Source organism: Pseudomonas sp. P4_C4, from assembly GCF_056402055.1.
This window is the reverse complement of sequence record NZ_JBFUID010000059.1, coordinates 1-25,104: the sequence shown is the minus strand read 5'-3', so window position 1 is coordinate 25,104 and position 25,104 is coordinate 1. Positions and strand designations below refer to the sequence as shown.

Below are 25,104 nucleotides of genomic sequence, written 5' to 3'. Positions count from 1 at the left end.
GAACAATAAACGGAGTAACTCATCCATGCAGTCCCTGCAGACCCAGGCTATCGCGCCTGCCCGCCTCTCCCGTTTCGGCCACACTGTGCTTGCCAGCGCTGCCGCCCTTGCCGGCTTTTCACCGTTGAGCCAGGCCGCATTCTTCGACGACAGCTCGGCGACTTTCGAAACCCGCAACATGTACTTCAATCGCGATTATCGCGACGGTACCAGTGCCCAACAGTCCAAGCGTGACGAGTGGGCCCAGGGTTTCATGCTCAATCTGAAATCAGGCTACACCGACGGCACCGTGGGGTTCGGTGTCGATGCGCTGGGCATGTTGGGGGTCAAGCTCGATTCAAGCCCTGACCGCACCGGTACCGGCCTGCTGCCGACCGACGATGGGCGAGCCGTCGATGAATACTCCAAGCTCGGCCTGACCGGCAAAGTGAAAATCTCCGCCAGCGAGCTGAAGATCGGCACCCTGATTCCGGAACTGCCGATCCTCAAGCCCAACGACGGGCGCATCCTGCCGCAGACCTTTGAAGGCGGCATGCTGACCTCCAAAGAGATCAAGAACCTGACCTTTACCGGCGGTCGTCTGGACAAAGCCAAGGACCGCGACAGCACCAACTTCGAGGACATTGCCCTCAACAACAAGAACAGCCGTTTCGCTGGCACCGTGGCCGGCAAGCACTTTGATTTTGGCGGCCTGGACTACAAGCTCACCGACAAGATCACCGGCAGCTACCACTTCGCGCAACTCGATGAAGTCTACAACCAGCATTTCCTCGGCTTGATCGCCTCGCAGCCATTCGGCCCCGGCACCTTTGGCACTGATCTGCGGTTTGCCATCAGTGACGACCAGGGCGAGGCCCGTGGTGGCAAGATCGACAACAAATCCCTCAACGGTCTGGTGAGTTACGCCTTGAGCGGGCACAAGTTCAGCGCGGGCTACCAGCACATGTCCGGCGACAGCGCGTTCCCGTATGTGGATGGCGCCGACCCGTACCTGGTGAACTTCGTGCAGATCAACGACTTTGCCGGGGCCGAAGAACGCTCCTGGCAAGCGCGTTATGACTTCGACTTCGTCACCCTCGGCGTCCCCGGCCTGACTTTCATGAGCCGTTACGTAAGCGGTGACAACATCAAGCTCAAGAACGGAGACGAAGGTAAAGAATGGGAACGCAACAGCGAGATTAAATATGTTGTACAAAGCGGCGCGCTCAAGGATGTCGCCGTGCGTCTGCGCAATGCCACCTACCGTTCCAACTACTCCGCTCGCGATGCCGATGAAGTGCGTCTGCTGGTGAGCTATAGCGTTGCCCTCTGGTAATTCAGTACGTCAATAACAACAACTCCCAAGGAGACTTGAATGAACCTGTCAATGCGTAAACTAGCCCTCGCCGCCAGCGTCCTGCTGTTCACCGGCCAAGCGCTTGCCGAACCCAAACGTCCGGAATGCATCGCCCCGGCCTCGCCCGGCGGTGGTTTCGACCTGACCTGCAAACTGGCGCAAAGCGCGCTGGTCAACGAAAAACTGCTGACCAAGCCGATGCGCGTGACCTACATGCCCGGTGGTGTCGGCGCGGTGGCGTACAACGCGGTGGTCGCCCAACGTCCGGCCGATGCTGGCACCCTGGTGGCCTGGTCCAGCGGTTCGCTGCTGAACCTGGCCCAAGGCAAATTCGGTCGTTTCGATGAAACCAACGTTCGCTGGCTCGCTGCCGTTGGCACCAGCTATGGCGCCATCGCGGTGAAAAGCGATTCGCCTTACAAGAACCTCGACGATCTGGTCCAGGCACTGAAGAAAGATCCGAGCAAAGTGGTGATCGGTTCCGGCGGCACCGTCGGCAGTCAGGACTGGATGCAAACCGCGCTGATCGCCAAGGCCGCCGGAATCAACCCGCGTGACCTGCGTTACGTCGCCCTCGAAGGTGGCGGCGAGATTGCCACCGCCCTGCTCGGTGGGCACATCCAGGTCGGCAGCACCGACATCTCCGACTCCATGCCGCACATCCTGAGCGGCGACATGCGCCTGCTGGCGGTGTTCTCCGACAAACGTCTGGACGAGCCGGAAATGAAGGACATCCCGACAGCCCGCGAGCAAGGCTACGACATCGTCTGGCCGGTGGTGCGCGGCTTCTACCTCGGGCCAAAAGTCAGCGACGAAGACTACGCCTGGTGGAAAGCGGCCTTCGACAAACTGCTGGCTTCCGAAGACTTCGCCAAGTTGCGCGATCAGCGCGAGCTCTTCCCGTTCGCCATGACCGGCCCGGAGCTGGACACCTACGTGAAGAAGCAGGTTGCGGACTACAAAGTGCTGGCCAAAGAGTTCGGCCTGATCCAGTGATCGCCTCTGTCTAGCGGCCGCGGCTCCGTTTGGCGGAGTCGCGGCACAGGAGTTCCCCATGCTCTTACAACGCATTTTTGCTTCGGTGCTGTTGCTGGTCTGCCTCGGCCTGGCGCTGATGGCATGGCCGTATCAAGCGGCTTTTTCCTACGAACCGGTGGGGCCTCGGGCCTTTCCATTGCTGATGCTCGGCCTGATGGGCTCGGCACTGTTGTACATGGTGTTCCGTCCGGCACCGATCAAGCACAGTGCTGACGAGCCGCCGCTGGACCGCGAAACCCTGACCAAGATCGGCATCTGCGTGGTGCTGTTGCTGGTGTTCGCCGGCACTTTCGAACCGCTGGGTTTCATCGTCGCCAGCATCCTGATCGGTGTGCCCATGGCCCGTCTGTATGGCGGTCGCTGGGTGCCAAGCATCGTGATCATCAGTCTGATGGCCGTCGGCCTCTACCTGCTGTTCGACAAGTTGATGGACGTGCCGCTGCCGCTTGGCGTGCTCGACGTTCTGGAGAACTGATATGGATACTCTTGGCTATTTGGGTCAGGGTTTCGGCGTCGCGCTGAGCCCGTACAACCTGGTGACCGCATTGTGCGGCACCCTGATCGGCACCGTGGTCGGCCTGTTGCCGGGCCTGGGCCCGATCAACGGCGTGGCACTGCTGATCCCGATCGCATTCGCCCTCGGCCTGCCACCGGAGTCGGCACTGATCCTGCTGGCGGCGGTGTACCTGGGATGCGAATACGGCGGCCGGATCAGTTCGATCCTGCTGAACATCCCGGGCGAAGCGTCCACCGTGATGACCACCCTCGACGGTTACCCGATGGCCCGCCAGGGCCTGGCCGGTGTAGCACTGTCGCTGTCGGCATGGAGCTCGTTCATCGGTGCCTTCATCGCCACCTGCGGCATGGTGCTGTTCGCTCCGTTGCTGGCGAAATGGGCGATTGCCTTCGGCCCGGCGGAATATTTCGTGTTGATGGTGTTCGCGATTGTCTGCCTCGGCGGCATGGCCGGTGACCGTCCGCTGAAGACGTTCATCGCGGCGCTGATCGGTCTGTTCCTGTCGACCGTCGGCATCGACGCCAACAGCGGTGTGTATCGCTTCACCGGAGACAACATCCACCTGACTGACGGCATCCAGTTCGTCGTGCTGGTGCTCGGTCTGTTCTCCATCAGCGAAATCCTTCTGCTGCTGGAAAAAACCCATCACGGCCAGGAAGCGGTGAAAGCCACAGGCCGGATGATGTTCAACTTCAAGGAAGCGGCGTCGGTGTTCGTGGTGAACATCCGTTGCGGCGTACTGGGTTTCATCATGGGCGTGTTGCCGGGTGCCGGTGCGACCCTGGCCAGTGCCGTGGCCTACATGACCGAAAAACGCATCGCCGGTACTGGCGGCAAATTCGGTCAAGGTGACATGCGCGGCCTCGCCGCCCCGGAAACCGCCATCGGCGGCGCGGCCTGCGGTGCGCTGGTGCCGATGCTGACCCTCGGCGTTCCAGGTTCGGGCACCACGGCGGTGATGATCGGCGCCCTGTCGCTGTACAACATCACTCCGGGCCCGCTGCTGTTCCAACAGCAACCGGACATCGTCTGGGGCCTGATCGCTTCGTTGTTCATCGCCAACGTGATGCTGGTGATCCTCAACATCCCGATGATCCGCATCTTTACCCGCATCCTCGCCGTGCCGAACTGGGCACTGGTGCCGGTGATCGCGATCATTACCGGGATTGGTGTCTACGCGGTGCACGCGACAACGTTCGACCTGTTCCTGATGATCGGCATCGGCATCTTCGGTTATATCCTGCGCAAGCTGGACTTCCCGCTGTCGCCGGTATTGCTGGGTTTCATCCTCGGCGGCCTGATGGAACAGAACCTGCGTCGCGCCCTGTCGATTTCCAACGGTGCGCTGGAAATCCTCTGGTCGAGCCCGATCACCTTCGGTTGCTGGGTGCTGACGGCGATCATGCTGCTGATGCCGCTCATCCGCATCTGGCGCAAACGTTCGGCCGCGCAACGCGTTATCGCCGATGTCTGATCGGTTCCCCTTCAAACTCTGGTGGGGAACCCCGCTGGTCGGCCTGCTGGGCGGTTACCTCGCCAGCCAGGTCGGCTGGCCTTTGCCGTGGATGGTCGGCTCGTTGCTGGCGATCATCCTCGTGCGCTGCCTGACACCCTGGCAATTGGCGGAAATCCCTGGCGGCCGCAAGTGCGGCCAGTGGATCGTCGGTATCGGTATCGGCCTGCATTTCACCCCGCTGGTGATGGAGCAGGTACTCAGTCATTTCGGTCTGATCTTCTTCGGTGCGTTGGTCACCAGCCTGTCGGCGGTCGTCGGCGTGTGGCTGATGCGCCGCACCGGTGAAGATCGCGCCACGGCGTTCTTTTCCAGCATGCCCGGTGGTTCCGGGGAGATGGTCAACCTCGGCGCCCGCAATGGTGCGGTGCTCAGCCGTGTGGCGGCGGGGCAGAGTTTGCGGGTGTTGGTGGTCGTGCTGTGCGTACCGGCAGCCTTCAAGTATCTGTTGGGCGACGGTGCGCCGATTTCCCATGTCGGCAGCATCGATTGGCGCTGGCTGGCAGTGTTGTTTCCCGCTGGAGCGTTGGCGGCCTGGATCTGGGAACGCCTGCGTCAACCCAACCCCTGGCTGTTCGGACCGTTGCTGGTCAGCGCGGCAGTCAGCATCGGCTGGGATCTGCACATCGGTTTGCCCAATGGCGGTAGCCAGATCGGTCAATGGTTGATCGGTAGCGGTCTGGGCTGTCACTTCAACCGGCAGTTTTTCCGGCGTGCGCCATCGTTCATGGGGCGCACCTTGATCGGCACGGTGTTGACCATGCTGATCGCCACGGTGGCGGCATTGGGTTTGAGTGCGATGACCCATCTGGATCTGCGTTCACTGACTTTGGGCATGATGCCCGGCGGTATTGCCGAGATGAGCCTGACGGCGGAAACCCTGCAACTGTCGGTGCCGCTGGTGACGGCGATGCAGGTGATGCGGTTGTTGTTTGTGCTGTTTCTGGCGGAGCCGTTGTTCAAGTACTGGAACCGGAACCCGGATTCAGTCTGATGGACCGAGTCGCCTTCATCGCGAGCAAGCTCGCTCCCACTGGGTTCGTGTGTTCCCTGTGGGAGCGAGCTTGCTCGCGATGGGGCCGGCCCAGTCAGCACATCAAACCGGCGGCAACCGCCACTCGATCGGCGTCTCGCCATTCTGCTCCAGAAACTTGTTGGTCCGACCGAAGTGCCCGCATCCGAGGAAGCCGCGATAGGCCGACAGCGGAGACGGGTGCACCGAGGTCAACACCAGGTGCTTGGTGGCATCGATCAGCTTCTGTTTGCTCTGGGCATGGGCGCCCCACAGCATGAACACCAGGTGCGGTTGTTGTTGGCTGACCACTTCAATGATTCGATCGGTGAAAAATTGCCAGCCCTTGTCCTTGTGCGCATTGGCGTTGGCCCGCTCGACGGTCATGGTGGTGTTGAGCATCAGCACGCCCTGATCGGCCCAGCTCTGCAGGTAGCCATGGTTGGGGATGTCGATGTTCAGGTCGCGTTTGAGTTCTTTGTAAATGTTCACCAGCGACGGTGGCGCCGGTACTCCAGGTTGTACAGAGAAGCACAAACCATGGGCCTGTCCCGGACCGTGATAAGGATCCTGACCGAGGATCACCACTTTGACCTTGTCCAGCGGCGTGGAATTGAGCGCGTTGAAGATCATCGGCCCCGGCGGATAGATCTCCTTGCCGGCCGCCCGCTCCTGTTGCAGGAAGTTTCGCAACTCTGCCATGTAGGGCTGGTCGAATTCGGCACGCAGTGCCTCCTTCCAGCTCGGTTCGAGTTTGATACGGTCTTCAGCAGTCATGGTTACATCCGGCAAAAACAATGGGGCGAACCCTAGGAAAGCGCATCACGCTTGTCAATTGATCTGACGCAGATCCGGCACTTTCCCACACAGCGATCATACTTAACCCTCAAATTCCCGATCGAGGTCACGATGAATCTGCACTTCGAAGAACTCACCGGCACCGACGGCGCACGCATCGGCATCGCCAGCCTGGATGCCGAAAAATCCCTGAACGCCCTGTCCCTGCCAATGATCAACGCCCTGCGCGACCGCCTGGAAGCCTGGGCCAAGGACCCGCAGATCGTCTGCGTCCTCTTGCGCGGTAATGGCGCCAAGGCTTTTTGCGCCGGGGGTGAAGTGCGCAGCCTGGTGGAAGCCTGCCGCGAGCAACCCGGGGAAGTGCCACTACTGGCCGCGCACTTTTTTGCGGCGGAATATCGCCTGGACTTCAAACTTCATACCTACCCGAAACCGTTGATCTGTTGGGGCCACGGCTATGTGCTCGGTGGTGGCATGGGATTGTTGCAAGGGGCAAGCATCCGCATCGTCACGCCGAGCAGCCGGTTGGCGATGCCGGAGATCGGCATCGGCCTGTACCCGGATGTTGGCGCCAGTTGGTTTCTGTCGCGCCTGCCCGGCAAGCTCGGGTTGTTCCTGGGCCTGACCGGTGCGCACATGAACGGCCGCGATGCCATCGACCTGGACCTGGCCGATCGTTTCCTGCTCGATGAGCAGCAGCCGGAATTGCTCGAAGGCCTGTTGCAATTGAACTGGCAGGAACAGACACCCATGCAGCTCAACAGCCTGCTCAAGGCCTTGCAGCAGGAAGCCGTGGCACAGATGCCCGAAGCCCAGTGGCTGCCGCGCCGACAGCAGATCGACGAGCTGTTGGACGTCAGCGACGTGCGTTGCGCCTGGAAAGCGATCAGCGCCTTGCGCGATCACACCGACCTGTTGCTGAGCCGCGCAGCCAGGACCCTGAGCGAAGGCGCGCCGCTGACCGCTCATCTGGTGTGGGAGCAGATCATCCGTTCCCGGCACTTGTCGCTGGCCGAAGTTTTCCAGATGGAATACACCCTGAGCCTCAACTGCTGTCGTCATCCGGAGTTCAGCGAAGGCGTACGTGCCCGGTTGATCGACAAGGATCAGAAGCCTCGCTGGCACTGGCCGGATATCAATAACGTGCCGGACGCGGTGGTAGAGGCGCACTTTCACAAGGCGTGGGAAGGTCGGCATCCGCTGGCGGATTTGTCCGAGTACTAAAGTCCGCGCATAAAAATTGTGGGAGCGAGCCTGCTCGCGAAAACGGAGTGTCAGTCGAAATCAATGTTGCCTGACATTCCGCCATCGCGAGCAGGCTCGCTCCCACAGGTTTTGTATTTGACTGAATGATTAGCGGTGATTACCCCGCCAGTTGTGATCGCCACGTCCGCCACGATGGTCGCGCCAGTCGCGGCCTCGATAGTCATTGTTCCAGCCCCCGCGGTTGCGGCCGTCCCAGCCATGGTTCTGATGCATCCGGTAATCGCCCCGATATGGCTGGTAATAGCGTGGGGACGGTTGATACATCCGCGGCTGCGAGTAATAGCGCGGCGTCGGCTGGTAATACCGCGCTGGCGGCATGTAATACCGAGGCGACGGTGTGTAGTAACCATTGGAATAGTAGGCCCCCCCCTCGGCGTAATGGGTTGGCGTAGGCGAGGTATAGACTTCGGAACTGTAGTAACTGCCTCCTTCGTCGTAGTAAGGCACGCACCCACCAAGGGACAATCCCAACACAGCAAGCAGAAGAGTTCGGCGCAGCTTTTTTTGACAGAGCATGGCGGCCTCCTGGACCGCGAATGAGCCACGCCAGCGACGCTGGCAGGCGACAGTCAAATGTTCGGTGACTGTCGAAATATCAGACATCGAATTCGGAACCTGGTGCGCTCCTGAAACAAGTAGAAACATCTGGCCGATGAAAGGTTTTTCATCCATTCACGCCATGATTAACGGTGGCCACCGTGAAATCCACCGCCATGATATCCACCGCCGTGATAGCCGTGACCACCATAGTAATAGGAGCGATAACCACCGTAGTAACGTGGGCTGTAATAGCCGCCGTGGTAATAAGGCGAGTAGTAACCGGGATAGTAATAAGGTGCCGCGTAGTCGTCGGCAGGACCGTCGTAGTAGTAGCAGCCAGACAATCCAAAACCGAGCACTGCACCAAACAACAATCGACGCAACATGACGGCCTCCGTGAAGACCCGTGACAGCAGTCGGCACAGACCGGCTGACACCTTTTTTGACTGGTAAATCTCTGCCAAGTGCAACGCCGCATCCACCTTCTGATCAGCGGCGGATACGTTCCAATGCGGTGCACCTGCGCACCATCACAAGGCAGCCTGCCCTCCCGATCAAAACCGCCGACCACCCCGTCCCCCACGCTAGAGCGCTCGGAGCAACTTGGCACGTCTCTCGCTTTAGCGCACTTGTTCCAAAAAAATGTGCAGGCGTCACCACAGGTTCGCGGCACCACAATTTGCAATGGCTGACTAGGGTTCCGGCTCGCAATCGCGAGTGACTGGTCCGAGAGTTGGCGACCTCCAGTTGAGGTTACACGGCGGGACAAAAGCCCGGGAGACAAGCCACCGTTCGCGGTGCCGCTGCCTTCCTGTCCGTCCCTGATCAACTGGAGAACCACCATGTCCCAACTTCGTTTACCCGCCCTGCTCGCCGCTGCGTTCGCAGCCCTCGTGAGCTTCTCGTCCCAGGCCGCCCAGAAAGATCACTTCAGCGTGTGCTGGACGATCTACGCCGGCTGGATGCCGTGGGAATATGCCGGCAGCCAGGGCATCGTCGATAAATGGGCGAAAAAGTACGGCATCAAGATCGACGTGGTGCAACTCAATGACTACGTCGAATCCATCAACCAGTACACCGCCGGCCAATTCGACGGCTGCACCATGACCAACATGGACGCGCTGACCATTCCGGCCGCCGGCGGCGTCGACAGCACTGCGCTGATCGTCAGCGATTTCTCCAACGGCAACGACGGCATCGTGCTCAAGGGCGAAGGCAAAAAAGTCGCCGACCTCAAGGGCATGGACGTCAACCTGGTGGAGCTGTCGGTGTCCCATTACCTGCTGGCCCGGGCTCTGGATTCGGTGGACCTCACCGAGAAAGACCTGAAAGTGGTCAACACCTCCGACGCCGATATCTCGGCCGCCTTCAACACCGATCAGGTCAACGCCGTTACCACCTGGAACCCGATGCTCTCGGACATCAAGGCCAAGCCTGCCGTGACCGAGGTGTTCAACTCCAGCCAGATCCCCGGCGAAATCATGGACATGATGGTGCTCAACAGCGCCACCCTCAAAGACAACCCGGCCCTGGGCAAGGCATTGACTGGCGCCTGGTTCGAAGTGGTCGAGTTGATGAGCGCGAAAAACGCCGCCAGCAAAGCCGCGCTGGAACATATGGCCAAAGCCTCGGGCACTGACCTGGCGGGTTTCCAGGCACAACTGGACACCACCAGGCTGTTCGCCACGCCCAAGGAAGCCCTGGCGTTCAGCACCAGCAAGCAACTGCCGGAAACCATGCGCAAGGTCGCCGAGTTCTCGTTCCAGCACGGCTTGCTCGGTGAAGGCGCCAAAGACACCAGCGCGGTCGGCATGGCCTTCGCCAACGGCGTGACCAGCGGCGACAAGGGCAACCTCAAGCTGCGCTTCGACCCGAGTTACGTGCAGATGGCCGCCGACGCCAAGCTGTAATCAGGAGAACCGGCCATGCGTCTGATCAACCATCACCCGGACCGCCCGAGTCGCCTGCTGTTGGTGATCCTGCCGTTCGCCCTGGTGCTGTTCGCCTACTTCACGGGCTCGGCCGAGCGACTGGCGGACAACCCCAACGACAAGCTGCTGCCCAGCGCCGTGCAGATGACCGATGCGGTGAAACGCCTGGCGTTCGTGGCCGACACCCGCACCGGCGAATACCTGCTGTGGCAAGACACGGCGTCCAGCCTGCAACGCCTGGCCATTGGCCTGGGCATCAGCGCCCTGGCCGGGCTGTGCCTGGGCATCGCCGCCGGTACCCTGCCGTTGTTCGGTGCGCCGTTGTCACCCTTGCTGACCGTGCTGTCGATGGTGCCACCGCTGGCGATCCTGCCAATCCTGTTCATCGTCTTCGGTTTGGGTGAGTTGTCGAAAGTGATGCTGATCGTGATCGGCATTACTCCGGCGCTGGCCCGGGACCTGGAACAGCGCGCCCGGGAAATTCCCGTGGAACTGCTGATCAAGGCCCAGACCCTCGGCGCGTCTACCTGGACCCTGATGCTGCGGGTGGTGCTGCCGCAACTGCTGCCACGGTTGTTGATTTCGCTGCGACTGATGCTCGGCTCGGCATGGCTGTTCCTGATTGCCGCCGAAGCCATCGCCTCCACCGACGGCCTCGGCTACCGGATTTTCCTGGTGCGCCGCTACCTGGCGATGGACGTGATTTTGCCCTACGTGGTGTGGATCACCCTGCTCGCCTGGCTGATGGATTGGGGCCTCAAGTACCTCACCCGCCGTGCCTTTCCCTGGTATGAAGGGGCCGCAAAATGAGTTTCATCACCGTTAAAAACGTCTGGCAGCAATACGCCGATCAAGTGGTGCTTGAAGGCCTGAACCTGAACGTCAACGAAGGTGAGTTCTGCACCCTCGTGGGTGCCTCCGGTTGCGGCAAATCGACCTTCCTGCGCCTGCTGCTCGGCCAGGAACGCGCCAGTCGCGGCGAGATCCTGCTCGACGGCCAGCCCTTGGCCGCAGAGCCGGACGCCAGCCGTGGCGTGGTATTCCAGCGCTACTCGGTGTTCCCGCATCTGAGCGTACTGGACAACGTCGCTCTCGGCCTTGAACTGCCTCGTTCGCGTTTGCTTGGACGCCTGTTTGGCAGCGCGAAAAAAGAGGCCCGCGAACAGGCTTCGGTGCTGCTGCACAAAGTCGGCCTGGGCCACTCGCTGGACAAGTACCCGGCGCAGCTCTCCGGCGGCATGCAACAACGGCTGGCCATCGCCCAGGCGCTGATCATGAAGCCGCGGGTGTTGCTGCTCGACGAACCTTTCGGCGCCCTCGACCCGGGCATCCGCAAAGACATGCACGCCTTGCTCCTGGAGTTGTGGCGCGAGACCCGACTGACAGTGTTCATGGTCACCCATGACCTGTCCGAAGGCTTCAGCCTCGGCACCCGCTTGCTGGTGTTCGACAAGGTCCGTCTCGACCCGCATGCACCCGGCCGCTATGGCGCACGCATCACCTACGACATCCCTTTGAACAGCGACCGCCGCACCCACCGTGCCGCCGTCGACGCCCTGCCAGTGCAACTGGCGGGCTCACTTCGAACCGCTTGAGAGGGTTTTGCCCATGACTGATTCGACCCGACTGTTCCCGCCCTTCGCCGAGGAAATGCTCCCCGGCGGCAGCCATCGTTCCTTCGTGCTCAAGCGCGGCCAACTGCTGCGCCTGACCGACCTGCGCGGCGGCGCCAACGTCAGCCTGACGTTGCTTAACGCCAATGAAAAAACCGAGCGCTTGAACCTGCCCGACAGCCTCAAATGCCAACACACCGCCAAGCTCACCGCCGGCCACTACCTGTACTCGGACATGGGCCGCGTGCTGGCCGCCATCACCGCCGACACCTGCGGCTGGAGCGACAGCCTGGGCGGCGTGCTCTGCGCTGAAGAAGTGACAGAAAAGTACGGCGCCGGCCGCTATCAGGAATTGCGCAACGGCTTCTTCCGCAATGGCACCGACAACCTGTTGGTGGAACTGGGCAAGTGGGGGCTGGGCCTGTCCGAGCTGCTGATGACCCTCAACCTGTTCAGCCGCGTGAACGTCGATGACACCGGGCGTTTCCACTTCGTCGAAGGCAATTCCAAGGCTGGCGACTACATCGAGTTGTACGCGCCGATGGACACCCTGGTGGTACTCACCGCCCTGCAGCACCCGATGGATCCGTCGCCGCAATACGCACCGAAGCCCTTGAAGCTCAGCTGGATGAACGCCGACGCCAGCGTCGCCGAACACTGCCGCACCTCGCGCCCGGAAAACGAGCGTGGATTCATCAACACCGACCGTTTGTTCGCCTGAGGATCGCTGCCATGTCACTCGCAATCGCCACCGCTCCACAGTCGCCTGAAACGGCCGTCTACCGCGCCACCATCCCCGCCGGAGAGCCCTGGCTGATGGAGGTCAAGGCCGGCCAGACTTTGCGCATTCTCGACCTGGAGGGTAACCAGGCTGTCGACACCCTGTTCTACAGCGTTGCCAACCCGAAGGAACGCTACGACGTGCAGCGCACCCTGCGCCGGCAGAACAGCGTGTACCTGAGCACCGGCAGCGTGCTGTATTCCAACCTCGGCAAGCCGATGCTGACCATCGTTGCCGACACTTGCGGGCGTCACGACACCCTGGGTGGCGCCTGTGCGCAAGAGAGCAACACCGTGCGCTACGCCCTGGAAAAACGCTACATGCACAGCTGCCGCGACAACTACCTGCGCGCCTGTGCTCACGATGGCCGCCTGGGCAAGGGCGACATCGGGCCGAACATCAACTTCTTCATGAACGTGCCGGTCACCGCCGACGGTGGCCTGACCTTCGAAGACGGCATCTCGGCACCGGGCAAGTACGTCGACCTGCGGGCCGAGATGGACGTGATCGTGCTGATCTCCAACTGCCCGCAACTGAACAACCCGTGCAACGCCTACAACCCCACCCCTGCGGAGCTGCTGGTATGGAACTGAAACTTTCGCGGTTGCGCCGCTGGTTGTTTGCCTTGTGCCAGGCCCGTTCGGGGCAGTGCCTCAAACAGTAAAAACACTGAATAACCCTGTGGGAGCGAGCTTGCTCGCGATAGCGGTGTGTCAGTCACCATCAATGTTGAAAGGGCTGACGTCATCGCGAGCAAGCTCGCTCCCACAGGGGTCGGCGGTGTATGTGAAATCTGATTCTGCCACCGGGGACGACCCCGGCGTCTGTCGAAAAACTGCGGGACGGCCCGCATCCCAGTCGAGGCTGATGCGCTATCGCCTCCGGGGGTTATGCCATGTTCGAAAAAGTCCTGATCGCCAACCGTGGCGCCATTGCCTGCCGCATCCTGCGGACCTTGCGCGAGATGCAAGTGCAGGGTGTCGCCGTGTATTCCGAAGCCGATGCCGCCAGCCTGCACATCCTGCAAGCCGACGAGGCCCACAGCCTCGGTGAGGGTGCAGCGGCTGGAACTTATCTTGCGGTCGACAAGATCCTCGCCATCGCCAAGTCCACCGGCGCCACGGCGATCCATCCCGGCTACGGTTTTCTCTCGGAAAACGCCGCGTTCGCCGAAGCCTGCGAAGCCGCCAACATCGCCTTCATCGGCCCGACGCCCGAACAACTGCGCGCGTTCGGCCTCAAGCACACCGCCCGCGCCCTGGCCAAACAACACGGCGTGCCCATGCTCGACGGCACCGAATTGCTCGACAGCCTCGACGCCGCATTGGTCGCCGGCGAACAGGTCGGCTATCCGGTGATGCTCAAAAGCACCGCTGGCGGTGGCGGCATCGGCATGCGCGTGTGCCGCAGCGCGGCCGAGTTGAGCGAGTCCTTCGAAGCGGTCAAACGCCTGGGCCAGAACAACTTCAGCGACGCCGGGGTGTTCATCGAGAAGTACATCCAGCGTGCCCGCCATCTGGAAGTACAGGTGTTCGGCGATGGTCGCGGCGAGGTGATCGCCCTCGGTGTGCGCGATTGCTCGGTGCAGCGGCGCAACCAGAAAGTCCTCGAGGAAACCCCGGCGCCAAACCTGCCCGACGGCATGGCGGATGAACTGTGTGCGGCGGCGATCAAACTGGCCAAGGCAGTGAACTACCGCAGCGCCGGCACCGTGGAGTTCGTCTTCGACAGCGATGCCCAGCGTTTCTACTTTCTGGAAGTGAACACCCGCTTGCAGGTGGAACACGGTGTCACCGAACAGGTTTGGGGGGTCGACCTGGTGCGCTGGATGGTCCAACTGGCGGCCGGTGACCTGCCGCCGCTGAGCGATCTGGCAAAGTGTTTGAAACCGCAGGGTCATGCGATTCAGGCACGGTTATACGCGGAGGATCCGGGGCGCGATTTTCAACCGAGCCCAGGCTTGCTCACCGCCGTGGATTTCCCGCCGGCCAATGGCATTCAACTGCGCATAGACACCTGGGTCGAGGCTGGCTGCGAGATCCCGCCCTACTTCGACCCGATGATCGCCAAGGTCATCAGTTGGGCGCCGACTCGCGAAGAAGCCACTGCGGACCTGCATCAGGCGCTGGGCGACAGCCTGCTCTATGGCGTGGAAACCAACCGCGATTACCTGCGGCAGATTCTGCTCGATGCGCCTTTCGCCAGCGGCCAGCCATGGACCCGTTGCCTGGAGGGTCTGGTGTATCAGGCCAACACGTTCGAGGTGCTCAGTGCTGGCACCCAGACCAGCGTGCAGGACTATCCCGGTCGCCTCGGTTACTGGGCGGTGGGTGTACCGCCGTCGGGGCCGATGGACAGTCGCGCGCTGCGTTTGGGCAACCGTTTGCTGGGCAACGAAGAAGGCGCCGCGGCGCTGGAAATCACCATGAGCGGGCCGTTGCTGCGCTTCAATTGCGAGACGGTAGTAGCCGTGACCGGCGCCATGATTCCATTGCGGCTCAATGGCGAAAGCGTACCGATGAACACTGCGCTGATGGTTCCGGCAGGCGCCACCCTGAGCCTCGGCACCATTGTCGGAGCCGGTGCCCGCAGCTATCTGAGCCTGCATGGCGGCCTGCAAGTGCCGGATTATCTGGGCAGCAAAAGCACCTTCACCCTTGGCCAATTCGGCGGCCACGGTGGCCGCGCCTTGCGAGCCGGTGACGTATTGCACCTGTCAGCCCTGAATGACCACAGCGCCGGTCAGCAACTGGCTGAAGATCAGCTCACCGAACTGCCTGCGGTTCGGCGAATTCGAGTGATTTACGGCCCCCACGGGGCTCCGGAATATTTCACCGAAAACTACATCGGCACCTTCTTCGCCACGCAGTGGGAAGTGCATTTCAACTCCAGCCGCACGGGCGTTCGCCTGATCGGACCGAAGCCTGAGTGGGTGCGCGCCGACGGAGGTGAAGCCGGTTTGCATCCGTCGAACATCCACGACAATCCGTACGCGATCGGCGCGGTGGATTTTACCGGTGACATGCCGGTGATCCTCGGCCCGGATGGTCCGAGTCTCGGCGGGTTCGTGTGCCCGGTGACGGTGATCGAGGCGGATCTTTGGCAGTTGGGGCAGCTCAAGGCGGGGGACAAGGTGCAGTTCCTGCCGGTCGATATCAAAACTGCCCGAGCCCTCGCCTTGAAATGGGATCACTGTAGGAGCTGGCTTGCCAGCGAAAACGGTGTGTCAGCGACATCAATGTTGACTGACAGGGCCCCTTCGCTGGCAAGCCAGCTCCTACAAGGGGTTGTGTCGCCTGTGGTATTGGATTTGGGGCGGGACGACACGCGTCTGGTGGCGAGGCTCTCGGGCGACACCCACCTGCTGCTGGAAATCGGCGCCCCCGAACTGGACCTCGTCCTGCGCTTCCGCGCCCACGCCCTCATGCAGGCGCTGGAAAGCAAACACCTGCACGGTGTGATCGACCTCACCCCCGGCATCCGCTCACTGCAAATCCATTATCAGCCCGAGCAACTATCACTACCGGATCTGCTCGGCATCGTTGCCGGCGAATGGGACGCCGTGTGCGCAGCCAAAGACCTGCAAGTACCGTCGCGCATCGTGCATCTGCCGCTTTCCTGGGACGACCCGGCGTGCCAGCTGGCCATCGAGAAATACATGACCACCGTGCGTAAGGACGCCCCCTGGTGCCCGAGCAACCTGGAGTTCATCCGCCGCATCAACGACCTGCCGAACCTCAATGAAGTGCGACGCACGGTGTTCGACGCCAGCTATCTGGTGATGGGCCTGGGTGACGTCTACCTCGGCGCACCGGTCGCCACCCCGCTCGACCCGCGTCATCGCCTGGTCACCACCAAGTACAACCCGGCTCGCACCTGGACCGCGGAAAACTCGGTGGGCATCGGTGGCGCCTACATGTGCGTCTACGGTATGGAAGGCCCCGGCGGTTATCAGTTTGTCGGGCGTACGTTGCAGATGTGGAACCGCTACCACGACGTTGCCGCGTTCGATGGCAAACCGTGGTTGCTGCGGTTTTTCGACCAGATCCGTTTCTACCCGGTCAGCGCCGATGAACTGCTGCGCATTCGCCGGGATTTCCCCCTCGGGCGCTTCGACCTGAACATCGAGCACAGTCAGTTGAACCTTGCGGATTACCAGGCGTTTCTGGCGCAGGAAGCCGAGACCATCGACGCGTTTCGCGATCAGCAAAAAGGCGCATTCAATGCCGAGCGCGAACGCTGGATCGCCAGCGGCCAGGCGCATTTCGACAGTGAAGAACCGGCCCCGGAGACGACCGAAGAGACGCCGCTGGCCGGCGGCCAACAGAGCGTCGACAGCCACATCGCCGGCAACCTCTGGCAGGTTCAGGTCGAGGTCGGCAGCCGCGTCGAGGCCGGTGACGTGCTGGTGATCCTGGAGTCGATGAAGATGGAAATCCCCCTGCTCGCGCCGATGGCCGGCGTGGTGCGCGAGATTCGCGTGCAACCGGGTTCTGCGGTGCGCGCCGGACAGCGCGTCGTGGTGCTGGAACTCGACTGAACCCATTTTGAAAAGGACTCATGCCATGAACATCAATCTGCAACTCGACGCCGTGCGTGGCGCTTATCGCGACGGCCGCACCACGCCACGACAATTACTGCTGCAACTGCGGGACAAAGCCGCTGCGCTGAACCCGGACTATCACCTGTTCATCCACTTGCTCAGTGTCGATGAACTGGAGCCCTACCTCGCCGCCCTCGACGGTCGCGACCTCGACAGCCTGCCGCTGTACGGCGTGCCGTTTGCGATCAAGGACAACATCGACCTGGCGGGCATTCCGACCACGGCGGCGTGCCCGGCATTTGCCTATGTGCCGGAGCGTTCGGCGACCATCGTCGAGCAACTGCTGGCCCTCGGTGCAATTCCGTTGGGCAAGACCAACCTCGACCAATTCGCCACGGGGCTCAACGGCAGCCGCTCACCGTACGGCGCGTGCCCCAACAGCGTGTTGCCGGAATACCCGTCGGGCGGTTCCAGCGCCGGTTCGTCGCTGGTGGTGGCGCTCGGGATCGCGAGTTTTTCCCTGGGCACCGACACAGCAGGCTCCGGGCGTGTGCCGGCGGCGTTGAATAATCTGATCGGCCTGAAAGCCACCAAGGGCCTGATCTCAACGGCCGGCGTCGTACCGGCCTGTCGTACGCTGGATTGCGTCACCACGTTCACCGCCACCGCGCGGGAGGCCAGTCAGTTGCTGGCACTCACCGCGCGCCTCGATCCACGGGACGAATACAGCCGCAGCAACCCGTTGTGGAACGACGGCTCGGCGTTCGGCACACCGCGGCCGTTCCGTTTCGGCGTGCCGCGTGCGCAGGACCTGCAATTTTTCGGTTGCCCTGAAGGCCCGCTGTTGTTCGGTGATGCCATCGACCACCTCAAGGCCTTGGGTGGCGAAGCGGTGGAACTGGACCTGTCGCCATTTCTGGAGGCCGCCCGCTTGCTCTATGAAGGCCCGTGGGTGGCCGAGCGCTACAGCGTGGCCGGTGAGTTGATGGCGCAAAACCCCGAGGCCGTGTTGCCAGTGATTCGCGCCGTATTGGCCAAGGCGCCCGCCGTCGACGGCGTGCAAACCTTCCGCGCCCAATACCGCCTGCAAGCGCTCAAAGCCCTGTGCGACAACGCGCTGGAGGGCCTCGATTGTGTCGTCACGCCGACCATCGGCCGCCCGGTGACGCTGGCGGAACTCGAGGCCGAACCGGTGCTGCGCAATTCGGAACTGGGCTACTACACCAACTTCATGAACCTGCTCGACTACGCCGCCGTCGCCGTGCCCAGCGCCTTCATGGACAACGGCATGCCCTGGGGCGTGACGCTGTTTGGCCGGGCCTTCACCGATCAGTATCTGCTGAGCGTGGCGGATGCCTTGCAGCGTCAGCAAGGCTTGGCCGCAGCTGCACCGGCGCCGGTCGCACGCCATGATCGGGCGCGGCTGGTGGTCTGCGGCGCGCACCTGGACGGGCTGGCGTTGAACTGGCAGCTCAAGCAGCGCGGTGCCCGGTTGCTGGAATCGACATTCAGCTCGCCGGACTATCAACTCTATGCCCTGGCCGGCGGCCCGCCGTTTCGTCCGGGCATGGTCCGCGTGAAGGATGGCGGCGTGGCGATTGCGGTGGAGGTCTGGGAGCTGCCAAGCCGTGAACTCGGCTCGTTCCTGACCGGGATTCCGGCACCGCTGGGGCTGGGCAAGGTGCAACTGGCGGATGGTCGCTGGGAGAGCGGGTTTATCTGTGAGGCGTATGGGCTGGAGGGTGCGGTGAACATCAGCCACTTTGGCGGCTGGCAGATGTATCTGAAAACACTGCTGTGATCTTTCGATTCGCTGGCAAGCCAGCTCCTACAGGGTTAGCGCAGAACTGGTAGGAGCTGGCTTGCCAGCGAAGGCATCAGCCCAGGCACCGCGGCACCTGGTCCCAGCCGATTTACCCTATGAATCCAGCAGTTATTTCCCCACAGCCCGATGACACCTTGCACAGCCTGCTGTCACGGGCGGATCATGCGATGTATCGGGCCAAACAAAGTGGCCGCAACCGAACCTGCGTAGAGAAGTCTCACTCCGTCCATGAACCAGCCTGATCTCTGCCCCGCCTGCGGCGCCCCCAACGACTGCACTCTGGCTGACCCGCGAACCGCCGACCGCGCCTGCTGGTGCTACGGCGTCAGCATCGACCCGGCGGTGCTCCAGGCGCTGCCGACGGAACTACGCAACGCCTCGTGCCTGTGCCCGCGTTGCGCCGAAGTCGAGACGCAGTTGCAAGCAGCGCCCGAATCGTTCTAGTAAGATGCGCGCCCCTTTCCTCACTGATCCTTAGTCATGCGCGTCGACCGTTTCCTCAGCAATCTGCCGTGCTTCAACCGTAAGCAGGTACGCCTGTTGCTGGTGGAAAAACGCGTCAGGGTTGACGGAAAAGTCGTCAGCGACCCGCACAGCGAAGTCCGCGAATTCAGCCGCGTCGAAGTCGACAACGACGTGCTGCAAGTCGGTAAACCCCTGCGCCACTTCATGCTGCACAAACCTGCCGGTTGCGTCAGCGCTACCAAGGACCCGCAGCACCCGACCGTGCTCGACCTGATTCATGAACCGGACAAGGAAGAACTGCACATCGCCGGACGCCTGGATTTCAATACTACCGGTCTGATGCTGATCACCAACGACGGCAGCTGGTCGCGACGCTTGACCCAACCACAGACCAAACTGCCCAAGGTCTATTACGTCGAAACCGAACAGGACATCGGCCCCGAATACGCGATCAAGTTCAGCGAAGGGCTGTACTTCGCCTTCGAAGACCTCACCACGCAACCGGCCGGGCTAGAGCTGCTCGGGGCAAAATGCGCACGCCTGAGCATCGTCGAGGGCCGTTATCACCAGGTCAAGCGCATGTTCGGCCACTTCAATAACAAGGTGATGCGCCTGCACCGCGAACGCATGGGGCCGTTGGTGCTCGATGACACGTTGGAACCGGGCGAATACCGCCCAATGACCGATGAAGAGATCGGATCGGTCTAAACACGCGACCGCTGAGCAGAAGTTGTAGAACAATTTACCAACAGCACTTGCGCGATGACGTGCCCCCTGCTTGAATCAGGACGTCGGCCGAAATGTGACCGATGAGTCACCCCATACTTCTAAGAAACTTTTTGCCGATAGGAACCCAAGGGTTCCGGCCTCATCCGGCAGACTGCCCGCCAATAACAATACCCGTCGACCGGACTGCAATGGATCGACATGGGCCTCTCAAATTCCAGGCGTATGCCTACCTGTCACAAAGCTCGTGCAATCTCTATTTGCGCGCATACCCGCTTGCCAGGAGTCTTATGACATGAGGCCAGAAATCGCTGTGCTGGATATACAGGGTCAGTATCGGGTTTACACGGAGTTCTATCGCGCAGACGCCGCAGAGAAGACCATTATCTTGGTCAACGGCTCGATGGCCACGACTGCGTCGTTTGCACAGACCGTGAAAAACCTCCATCCGCAGTTCAACGTCGTCTGCTACGACCAGCCCTACGCGGGCCGGTCAAAAGCCCACAACCTGCATGAGAAAATGCTCACAAAGGAAATCGAAGGGCAGATCCTGCTTGAGCTGATCGACCACTTCGCCGCCGAGCACGTGCTGTCGTTTTCCTGGGGTGGCGCCGCGACCATGATGGCGTTGTCGCAACGACCACGGCGCATCGAAAAAGCCGTGATCAGCTCGTTCTCTCCGGTGATCAACGCACACATGCTCGACTACCTCGAGCGCGGCGTCGAACACCTCGGCAACCTGGACCGCGACCGGGTCGGACACCTGGTGAACGACACCATCGGCAAACACCTGCCGTCGTTGTTCAAGCGCTTCAACTATCGCCACGTCAGCTCCCTGGCCGAACATGAGTACGGGCAGATGCACTTCCACATCAACGACGTGCTGCACAGCGACCGCCAGTGCTACCTGCACGCGGCGAAAAAAATCGACGTGCCAGTGCTGTTCCTCAACGGCGAATGGGATGAATACACCGCCGCCGCCGACGCCCGGTTGTTCGCCAGCCACGTGCAACACAGCACATTCAGCACCCTCCAGGCCACCGGCCACTTTCTCGACATGGAGCACAAAGCCGCCTGCCGAGACAGCCGCAACGCACTGATGGGCTTCCTGAAACCTTCACAACACGAAAGCCGACCGCGTTACCACTACGTCCAGGACCACCATGCATTGGCAATCTGAAATAGAGTCATCGCGAGCAAGCTTCGCCCCGCAGCGTTAATCGCATTTCTGTAGGAGCGAGGCTTGCCCGCGAACGACCGCCATGCGGTCCGGGCAAGGTTTAACCTGGGCTAAACCCGTCTGACGCAAAGAAAAACTTCATTTCCACGCGCACATCTGGTACAAAGTCACCGCTCTGAGCGGGTGTCGTATAATGGCATTACTCCAGCTTCCCAAGCTGATAACGAGGGTTCGATTCCCTTCACCCGCTCCACTATTTTCAAAGCTTCCAGCAGCGTCCGTACGCATCGTCAACGAGTTGAGGGACACATTGGGGGACGTTTAGTCTCACCATCTAGCGGCAGACCAAATCCTCCCTTCGCCATACCGCCACGCCACTTCATGTTGCCCCGTCGGAAAACGATCTGGCCGGTCTAACGCGCATCAAAATCAAACGTTGGAACATATTCTGAGCCGAGCAGGTGTGGACATTTCGATGTCACAAAATCATCACTTAGCAAATCATTCGAACTCTTGTATTCACTCGTGAGAATGCCAGTGATATTCAAAAGCGTATGCGACAAGGACGAAATGCTAGCTCTTTGATTTTCCCTTTCCTTTAACTTTGAAAGCTTGAGCGCTTGCTCGCTTGAAATATTATCGGACGCCCAGACAAACGCCGAAACCAACATATCATACTTATTGCCAATTCCATGACCCAACAGCCCTCGACTATCATCCATGATATTTTCGCCATGGTCCGATGAATAAAACAATATCGATGGTCTTTGACTCAATTTCAATTGATCAATAATCGAGCTTAACAGCCAGTCCGTATACAAGATGGAATTATCATAATCCGCGGCGATTTTATCTTTTACGCTATTGCTTGACGGCTTGAATTTTTTGAAGTCATCTGGATACCGGCGCGAGTACTCGAAATGACTGCCTTTGATATGGATAAATATGGCTTGTTTTTGCGTAGCGCCGTTGTTTAATATTTTTTCATATTCCGGCATCATTGCTCCGTCATAGCTCCTTTCAAAATATTGACTACTTTGTGCCTCTGCTGCTATTTGCGGAATTATTCCGCCGAAACTATCGACTTCCTGCACTGACAACCAATAGGTCATGTAACCGGCTGCGCGATATATACCCACCAAGGATTTTTTTGACGCAATGGCATTCCAATCCGATATGGGCTCAAGGCTGAGCATTGAGGGAACGGCGGCCGAAGTATATGGGGCTGTCGTACACATGCGATTGAACTTGTAAATCCCTGCCAGCCTGTCGAGATTCGGGGTGGTCTCCTTGTCATATCCGTAGAGAGACCAATTTTGCGGCCGCGATGACTCACCGATTACAAAAACAACAGTTTCTATATTTGACTCATTCGAAACACTGGTTATTTCCACCTCCGATTCCCGGCGCCGCTTGATAAACTGCTCCGATTGCAAATACAAGTAAGTAGTGAGGCCGACTTGCGATAAGTACCCGGCGGGCGTGCTTTGATCTTTTGCAATGAGATCCAGGACCGCAGGTTTCCCGAAAGAATTGAATTTGACTGTTTTATAAAAATACGCGCCATACCCCAAAAGCAAGGCACTAATTACCAAAATAAAAACACCCTTGCTTTTATAAAATTCACGCTTATACAAGCCTATGAGCCCTACCCCATAGAAAGCGACGAATATTATCAAAACAATGGTCACCGGCCGCCAATAAGTCAGCAAAAAATCGCCCGTTTCCTTGTAGCTGTTCAGACCGATAAATAGATAGGCCGCCGTTAATCTCGAATTGAAATTCAGAACAAGGAATAGATCGACGGCCGCCAACAAATAGAACGGAAGCAGAACGACGTGAGTTTTGAACTGATTGAACGAAGCGAATCGAATCGCCAAAAGCCACAACACTGAAATAGCAGTGGTATACATGGCCAACAAATCAATTTTCGAGTATCGATGGTTTGTGATCAATCTAATTATTATCGGCGACAACAAAAAAGCCCACAACACTAAGTTTGGCCATTCCGCTTTAAGTATTTTTGCTGGGGAATCGATGGCTTTTACTGATTTTTTCATAGTCTAGTTGTTCTCGTCGGATACCAACCTGCTACCCAAAGGTTAGCTCAGTTGGCGTATAGCGCCACGAGGCTCACCCTGCACTCACAGCGCAAAATCGACCCGCCGGGCCAAGCGCTCGTATAGTTTTGGTACAGATCCGCCCCTGCTCGTAAAGAAGCAATAGCGCTGCGTTGAGCCGGACGGGAGATACCTTATTCTCCCGGCTCACCCTTTGCCCCGAGATCACCATGGACAGGTCAGAGTTGGGAATGATGATCGTTTCAATGATCGGGTTGTTCGGCTTTGCTTCGTTTATTTTTGAATACTTGAGTGCCAGGCGCTCAAAGAAAAGTAAGCCGCAGTGATTTTCACAGTGGTCAAAAAAAGGACAGATGACGCTGAGCGACGTCTGTCCCTTCTTTGCATCAGCAATGCCGCGACCAGAAACCTCTCGCGATGGCTAACGCCAATCCGTTAAGCGTGACACTGAACATGTGGCGAGTGAACAATGCCTCGGTCCGACACCGGCTATCTTGAATTTGGCTTTTTCACCAAAAAATTAGTGTTTCGCCATAAAGTCGCTGTCCTGTTAGCGTTTTTCTCGCCTCCGTAAAGGATTTCGTCTCCTGGCAGACGATTGGCGCACCTGTTGCCCGCGCATACGCCTGCGCGGCAAATCCTTGCAATACACATATCACTTCAATTCGGCCATGCCTGAAGCCATGGCCGCAGAGCCCTCCTAGACTCGATCCCTATCGCCCTATGCGATCGACCCCAGGACGATTTCGGTGGTTATAGTGTTGATTCAAATATTTTAGTAGGTATAGTAACCACAAGCACACCACAAGGAGGTGATGTGAATAGCCGATTTTTGATAAGCCAAATCATTGCGGACGGTTGGTATCTGGTACGTATCAGAGGCAGCCATCATCACTTCAAGCATCCGACCAAGCCGGGCTTGGTGACGGTCCCTCATCCCAAAAAAGATCTGCTGAAGAAAACGGCCATCAGTATTTTGCAACAGGCGCTGCTCTAACGAGCCCGATGCGCTGAGTCCTCGGAGGACAATGAACATGCTGTACCCAATTGCAATTTCAATGGGCGACGACGAGCACGCCTGGGGCGTGGAAGTCCCCGACATTCCGGGCTGCTTTTCCGCGGGGGAAGATCTGGACGACGCGATGGCCATGGCCCGAGAAGCCATTGAGGGCCATTTCGAGATTCTGGCCGAAGATGGTTCACCCATTCCGTCTGCCAACAAAGTGACCCTGCATGCAGCTAATCCGAAGTACGCGGGCTGTGCGTGGGCACTGGTGGACATCGACGTCACTAAATACCTGGGCAAGGCCCAGAAGCTGAACATCACACTACCCGGCTACCTGCTCAACCGAATCGATGAGTACGTGCTGCACCACCCGGAAGAGAAAAGCCGTTCGGGTTTTTTGGCGTCGGCTGCTCTCAAGGTGCTGCAGCAAGGCTGATGACCCTATTACATTGATATATCAACCGGCCCCAAGTGGCCGGTTTTTTTATGGGCGGGAATTTAGTGAAGCGCTGCAGGCAATTTTCAAGAAAAAGCCGCGTCCTACACGACACTAGGAATTGTCCGTACACTTGCGCATTGCTGTGCCTTTGTCATGAGCCCTAAAGTCCGAGCGCGCCCAAATGGCGTATCGGGTTTGGCGACTCGATGTCAGCGGCATAGGAACCTTCGAGCTTAACTCGGAGCGTTTTTAATCGCACTTGGCTGCCTTTTTTCGGTAGCTGTGCGTGGGAGACCTTCGGGTCTGCCGGTTTTGCCGTTGCCCGGTTCGCCAACCCGCGTACAGCCACCACCCTAATGAGATGGTCAGCCCAGTACGGGAACCCCGTTAAATCTAAACTTACCGGGCTTCTCACTGATTTGCGGAGACCTCTCATGGATATCTTGGACTTGCTCGGCCTGGATATTGGAAAAAGCACCTTTCATCTCATAGGG

22 protein-coding genes, 1 tRNA gene, 1 pseudogene and 1 riboswitch are annotated in these 25,104 nt (G+C 59.6%); of the genes and pseudogenes, 20 read left to right on the top strand and 4 right to left on the bottom strand.

Annotation, left to right across the window (positions count from 1 at the left end):
- The first annotated feature begins 25 nt into the window (after window positions 1–25).
- From AC1DXW_RS25035 to AC1DXW_RS25015, 5 genes are read left to right on the top strand one after another with little or no spacing between them, the layout of a single operon-like run.
- The gene (locus AC1DXW_RS25035) at window positions 26–1,315 is read left to right on the top strand and encodes an OprD family porin (protein WP_477755587.1); all 1,290 of its coding nucleotides are present in this window, start codon (window positions 26–28) and stop codon (window positions 1,313–1,315) included.
- A gap of 39 nt (window positions 1,316–1,354) precedes the next feature.
- Window positions 1,355–2,332 carry a Bug family tripartite tricarboxylate transporter substrate binding protein gene (locus AC1DXW_RS25030; protein ID WP_477755586.1) on the top strand — a complete coding sequence of 326 codons (978 nt, stop codon included), beginning with the start codon at window positions 1,355–1,357 and terminating at the stop codon, window positions 2,330–2,332.
- 58 nt (window positions 2,333–2,390) lie between these two features.
- Entirely contained in the window at window positions 2,391–2,849 is a 459-nt protein-coding gene (locus AC1DXW_RS25025; RefSeq protein WP_046041541.1) for a tripartite tricarboxylate transporter TctB family protein, read from the top strand.
- Between the two features lies 1 nt (window position 2,850).
- Window positions 2,851–4,365, top strand: coding sequence for a tripartite tricarboxylate transporter permease (locus AC1DXW_RS25020; RefSeq protein ID WP_477756855.1), 1,515 nt, complete (start codon window positions 2,851–2,853; stop codon window positions 4,363–4,365).
- Window positions 4,358–5,398, top strand: coding sequence for an AbrB family transcriptional regulator (locus tag AC1DXW_RS25015; protein WP_477760578.1), 1,041 nt, complete (start codon window positions 4,358–4,360; stop codon window positions 5,396–5,398). Before AC1DXW_RS25020 ends, AC1DXW_RS25015 begins: the two co-directional genes overlap by 8 nt.
- Before the next feature lie 102 nt (window positions 5,399–5,500).
- On the opposite strand, the gene ung is transcribed toward AC1DXW_RS25015, so the two are convergent.
- The gene (ung, locus tag AC1DXW_RS25010; protein WP_477756793.1) at window positions 5,501–6,193 is read right to left on the bottom strand and encodes a uracil-DNA glycosylase; all 693 of its coding nucleotides are present in this window, start codon (window positions 6,191–6,193) and stop codon (window positions 5,501–5,503) included.
- Between the two features lie 132 nt (window positions 6,194–6,325).
- Between ung and AC1DXW_RS25005 the strand changes: the two genes are divergently transcribed.
- Window positions 6,326–7,438, top strand: a complete 1,113-nt coding sequence (locus AC1DXW_RS25005; protein ID WP_477756794.1) for an enoyl-CoA hydratase/isomerase family protein — start codon at window positions 6,326–6,328, stop codon at window positions 7,436–7,438.
- A 129-nt stretch (window positions 7,439–7,567) separates the two neighbouring features.
- On the opposite strand, the gene AC1DXW_RS25000 is transcribed toward AC1DXW_RS25005, so the two are convergent.
- On the bottom strand, window positions 7,568–7,996 hold the full coding sequence (locus AC1DXW_RS25000; protein ID WP_477757226.1) for a hypothetical protein: 429 nt from the start codon (window positions 7,994–7,996) through the stop codon (window positions 7,568–7,570).
- A gap of 167 nt (window positions 7,997–8,163) precedes the next feature.
- Entirely contained in the window at window positions 8,164–8,406 is a 243-nt protein-coding gene (locus AC1DXW_RS24995) for a hypothetical protein (RefSeq protein WP_477756183.1), read from the bottom strand.
- Between the two features lie 295 nt (window positions 8,407–8,701).
- A riboswitch (guanidine-I (ykkC/yxkD leader) is annotated at window positions 8,702–8,802 on the top strand.
- A 60-nt stretch (window positions 8,803–8,862) separates the two neighbouring features.
- Between AC1DXW_RS24995 and AC1DXW_RS24990 the strand changes: the two genes are divergently transcribed.
- The 12 genes and pseudogenes from AC1DXW_RS24990 (at window position 8,863) to AC1DXW_RS24935 (ending at window position 21,337) form a co-directional block, all read left to right on the top strand.
- On the top strand, window positions 8,863–9,930 hold the full coding sequence (locus AC1DXW_RS24990; protein WP_477756184.1) for a putative urea ABC transporter substrate-binding protein: 1,068 nt from the start codon (window positions 8,863–8,865) through the stop codon (window positions 9,928–9,930).
- 15 nt (window positions 9,931–9,945) lie between these two features.
- On the top strand, window positions 9,946–10,761 hold the full coding sequence (locus tag AC1DXW_RS24985; protein WP_477756185.1) for an ABC transporter permease: 816 nt from the start codon (window positions 9,946–9,948) through the stop codon (window positions 10,759–10,761).
- A complete protein-coding gene (locus tag AC1DXW_RS24980) occupies window positions 10,758–11,546 on the top strand; it encodes an ABC transporter ATP-binding protein (protein WP_477756186.1) in 789 nt (262 codons plus the stop codon). The genes AC1DXW_RS24985 and AC1DXW_RS24980 overlap by 4 nt, the downstream gene beginning before the upstream one ends.
- 13 nt (window positions 11,547–11,559) lie before the next feature.
- On the top strand, window positions 11,560–12,285 hold the full coding sequence (locus tag AC1DXW_RS24975) for an urea amidolyase associated protein UAAP1 (RefSeq protein ID WP_477760577.1): 726 nt from the start codon (window positions 11,560–11,562) through the stop codon (window positions 12,283–12,285).
- Window positions 12,286–12,296: 11 nt separating this feature from the next.
- On the top strand, window positions 12,297–12,938 hold the full coding sequence (locus AC1DXW_RS24970) for an urea amidolyase associated protein UAAP2 (protein ID WP_108216808.1): 642 nt from the start codon (window positions 12,297–12,299) through the stop codon (window positions 12,936–12,938).
- A gap of 302 nt (window positions 12,939–13,240) precedes the next feature.
- Window positions 13,241–16,885, top strand: a complete 3,645-nt coding sequence (uca, locus tag AC1DXW_RS24965; RefSeq protein WP_477760576.1) for an urea carboxylase — start codon at window positions 13,241–13,243, stop codon at window positions 16,883–16,885.
- A gap of 25 nt (window positions 16,886–16,910) precedes the next feature.
- On the top strand, window positions 16,911–18,689 hold the full coding sequence (gene atzF, locus AC1DXW_RS24960; protein ID WP_477760575.1) for an allophanate hydrolase: 1,779 nt from the start codon (window positions 16,911–16,913) through the stop codon (window positions 18,687–18,689).
- Window positions 18,690–18,832: 143 nt separating this feature from the next.
- A pseudogene (locus AC1DXW_RS24955) lies at window positions 18,833–18,955 on the top strand (hypothetical protein); the annotation flags it as partial.
- Complete coding sequence (locus AC1DXW_RS24950; protein ID WP_477755882.1) at window positions 18,942–19,157, top strand: cysteine-rich CWC family protein; 216 nt, start codon at window positions 18,942–18,944, stop codon at window positions 19,155–19,157. The pseudogene AC1DXW_RS24955 and the gene AC1DXW_RS24950, both read left to right, overlap by 14 nt.
- Before the next feature lie 36 nt (window positions 19,158–19,193).
- A complete protein-coding gene (locus AC1DXW_RS24945; protein WP_477755881.1) occupies window positions 19,194–19,886 on the top strand; it encodes a pseudouridine synthase in 693 nt (230 codons plus the stop codon).
- 313 nt (window positions 19,887–20,199) lie between these two features.
- A complete protein-coding gene (locus AC1DXW_RS24940) occupies window positions 20,200–21,084 on the top strand; it encodes an alpha/beta fold hydrolase (RefSeq protein WP_477755880.1) in 885 nt (294 codons plus the stop codon).
- 179 nt (window positions 21,085–21,263) lie between these two features.
- Window positions 21,264–21,337, top strand: a tRNA-Gly gene (locus AC1DXW_RS24935).
- A gap of 160 nt (window positions 21,338–21,497) precedes the next feature.
- Here the strand turns inward: AC1DXW_RS24935 and AC1DXW_RS24930 are convergent.
- Complete coding sequence (locus AC1DXW_RS24930) at window positions 21,498–23,144, bottom strand: phosphoethanolamine transferase (protein WP_477760574.1); 1,647 nt, start codon at window positions 23,142–23,144, stop codon at window positions 21,498–21,500.
- Window positions 23,145–23,982: 838 nt separating this feature from the next.
- On the opposite strand from AC1DXW_RS24930, the gene AC1DXW_RS24925 reads away from it, so the two are divergent.
- The gene (locus AC1DXW_RS24925; protein WP_034150107.1) at window positions 23,983–24,162 is read left to right on the top strand and encodes a type II toxin-antitoxin system HicA family toxin; all 180 of its coding nucleotides are present in this window, start codon (window positions 23,983–23,985) and stop codon (window positions 24,160–24,162) included.
- A gap of 37 nt (window positions 24,163–24,199) precedes the next feature.
- Window positions 24,200–24,607, top strand: coding sequence for a type II toxin-antitoxin system HicB family antitoxin (locus tag AC1DXW_RS24920; RefSeq protein ID WP_392886121.1), 408 nt, complete (start codon window positions 24,200–24,202; stop codon window positions 24,605–24,607).
- The last annotated feature ends 497 nt before the right edge of the window (window positions 24,608–25,104 follow it).

Bases quoted from the DNA above. Each gene is read 5' to 3' on its own strand.
- AC1DXW_RS25035 (WP_477755587.1), top strand. From the start codon at position 26: ATGCAGTCCCTGCAGACCCAGGCTATCGCGCCTGCCCGCCTCTCCCGT.
- AC1DXW_RS25030 (WP_477755586.1), top strand. From the start codon at position 1,355: ATGAACCTGTCAATGCGTAAACTAGCCCTCGCCGCCAGCGTCCTGCTG.
- AC1DXW_RS25025 (WP_046041541.1), top strand. From the start codon at position 2,391: ATGCTCTTACAACGCATTTTTGCTTCGGTGCTGTTGCTGGTCTGCCTC.
- AC1DXW_RS25020 (WP_477756855.1), top strand. From the start codon at position 2,851: ATGGATACTCTTGGCTATTTGGGTCAGGGTTTCGGCGTCGCGCTGAGC.
- AC1DXW_RS25015 (WP_477760578.1), top strand. From the start codon at position 4,358: ATGTCTGATCGGTTCCCCTTCAAACTCTGGTGGGGAACCCCGCTGGTC.
- ung (WP_477756793.1), bottom strand. From the start codon at position 6,193: ATGACTGCTGAAGACCGTATCAAACTCGAACCGAGCTGGAAGGAGGCA.
- AC1DXW_RS25005 (WP_477756794.1), top strand. From the start codon at position 6,326: ATGAATCTGCACTTCGAAGAACTCACCGGCACCGACGGCGCACGCATC.
- AC1DXW_RS25000 (WP_477757226.1), bottom strand. From the start codon at position 7,996: ATGCTCTGTCAAAAAAAGCTGCGCCGAACTCTTCTGCTTGCTGTGTTG.
- AC1DXW_RS24995 (WP_477756183.1), bottom strand. From the start codon at position 8,406: ATGTTGCGTCGATTGTTGTTTGGTGCAGTGCTCGGTTTTGGATTGTCT.
- AC1DXW_RS24990 (WP_477756184.1), top strand. From the start codon at position 8,863: ATGTCCCAACTTCGTTTACCCGCCCTGCTCGCCGCTGCGTTCGCAGCC.
- AC1DXW_RS24985 (WP_477756185.1), top strand. From the start codon at position 9,946: ATGCGTCTGATCAACCATCACCCGGACCGCCCGAGTCGCCTGCTGTTG.
- AC1DXW_RS24980 (WP_477756186.1), top strand. From the start codon at position 10,758: ATGAGTTTCATCACCGTTAAAAACGTCTGGCAGCAATACGCCGATCAA.
- AC1DXW_RS24975 (WP_477760577.1), top strand. From the start codon at position 11,560: ATGACTGATTCGACCCGACTGTTCCCGCCCTTCGCCGAGGAAATGCTC.
- AC1DXW_RS24970 (WP_108216808.1), top strand. From the start codon at position 12,297: ATGTCACTCGCAATCGCCACCGCTCCACAGTCGCCTGAAACGGCCGTC.
- uca (WP_477760576.1), top strand. From the start codon at position 13,241: ATGTTCGAAAAAGTCCTGATCGCCAACCGTGGCGCCATTGCCTGCCGC.
- atzF (WP_477760575.1), top strand. From the start codon at position 16,911: ATGAACATCAATCTGCAACTCGACGCCGTGCGTGGCGCTTATCGCGAC.
- AC1DXW_RS24950 (WP_477755882.1), top strand. From the start codon at position 18,942: ATGAACCAGCCTGATCTCTGCCCCGCCTGCGGCGCCCCCAACGACTGC.
- AC1DXW_RS24945 (WP_477755881.1), top strand. From the start codon at position 19,194: ATGCGCGTCGACCGTTTCCTCAGCAATCTGCCGTGCTTCAACCGTAAG.
- AC1DXW_RS24940 (WP_477755880.1), top strand. From the start codon at position 20,200: ATGAGGCCAGAAATCGCTGTGCTGGATATACAGGGTCAGTATCGGGTT.
- AC1DXW_RS24930 (WP_477760574.1), bottom strand. From the start codon at position 23,144: ATGAAAAAATCAGTAAAAGCCATCGATTCCCCAGCAAAAATACTTAAA.
- AC1DXW_RS24920 (WP_392886121.1), top strand. From the start codon at position 24,200: ATGCTGTACCCAATTGCAATTTCAATGGGCGACGACGAGCACGCCTGG.